Origin of the sequence: Enterococcus raffinosus (assembly GCF_001886185.1) — a bacterium.
Taxonomy (GTDB): Bacteria; Bacillota; Bacilli; order Lactobacillales; family Enterococcaceae; genus Enterococcus_A; species Enterococcus_A raffinosus.
Map to the genome: position 1 here is coordinate 1 of NZ_JXLA01000102.1, position 1,370 is coordinate 1,370.

The window sequence follows — 1,370 nt, forward strand, 5'->3', positions numbered from 1 at the left end:
GTTGGAATGGCAACACTTTTTTTGACAAAAATTATAAGGTGTTGTGAATGCTGCGGTGTTATGGCTCCGATTGCCCTTGACAATGAGCATCCTCGGATCTGATTTTCTCCGGCAGAAGCACAATCATTCAATTACGCTGCCTCTCCAGAGGTATCAGATCCGCGCTCATTATCAAGGATTCGCTTCGCCAATCTCTGTTGTCGAATTTGGATCGGTGTTTCATACGCCAACGTGCCATGTAAGCGTAGATAGTTCCACCAATGCACATAATCAAACAATTCTAGACGTAGCTGTGCCAGTGTCTCAAATTGGTATTGATGCACGAATTCTACTTTGACAGATTTATAGGTTGATTCCGCAACGGCATTATCATACGGACAACCCTTCCTACTCAATGAACGAGTAATTCCAAAACCATTCAGAATCTCATGAATGGTTTGGTTATCAAATTCCTTTCCACGGTCTGTATGAAAAAGCTTGACGTCTGTTAAAGAATACGGTATCCGTCCAAAGGCTTCTTTTACCAATGAGGCATCTTTCTTCTCACCACAGGAATAACCAATAATTTCTCGATTAAACAAATCAAGTATTAAGCAGATATAATGCCACTTTTTCCCCACGCGAACATAAGTAAGATCCGTAACGATGGCTTCCAATGGCTGTTCTTGTGTAAAGGTCCGATCTAATACATTCGCTGTTTTCGCTTCATTACAAGCTGTTCGTTGCCCTTTAAAATGAGCGATCGTATAGGTAGATGTCAATCCGCGGCGTTTCATGATTCGACCGATTCGGCGCCGACTGAGTTGAAGCCCACGCTTTGCTAAACACTTCTTCAATTTTCGGGTACCGTAAGCCTTTCGGTTTCGAATAAACTCTTCCTGAACGATCTCTTCTAAGTCGGACTCATTTTCGATCGGTTTCGCTTGATAATAGTAGGTTTGACGAGAAATATTTAGAATTTTGCACATCGCTGATATGGAATATTTATGCTTGTTGGTATCAATTACTTGTCTTTTCGTCCGAATATCAGCGCCGCTTGCTTTAAAATATCATTCTCCATTTCGAGTTGCTTATTTTTCTTTCTTAGTGCGATCAATTCTGCTTGTTCTGGTGTTAAGTTGTCTCTTTCTTTGAATGAGCCCGTTGATTGTGCTTGCTTCATCCATTTATCGAAAGAAGAAGGCGTAAGCTCATACTCTCGAATAATTTCTGCGCGAGGCTTACCAGCGAGATAGAGATCGACGATTTGTTGTTTGAATTCTTTTGAATAGGTTCTTCGTTGACGTCTTGACATGAAAAATCCTCCAGTGTGTTTTTTATTATTCTACACACCTTATTTTTTCTGTCTAGTCTAGTGTAGCCGATTCATG

The 1,370-nt window shown here is 40.8% G+C and carries 1 protein-coding gene; it reads right to left on the bottom strand.

Annotation, left to right across the window (positions count from 1 at the left end; translation table 11 throughout):
- Positions 1 to 131: 131 nt before the first annotated feature.
- Positions 132 to 1,294, bottom strand: a protein-coding gene (locus RV13_RS20355; protein ID WP_102865879.1) for an IS3-like element ISEfa8 family transposase whose coding sequence is annotated in 2 segments (ribosomal slippage) — positions 132 to 1,018 and positions 1,018 to 1,294 — 1,164 coding nt in all. Because the reading frame shifts where the segments join, the coding sequence is not laid out codon by codon here.
- Between the last annotated feature and the right edge of the window lie 76 nt (positions 1,295 to 1,370).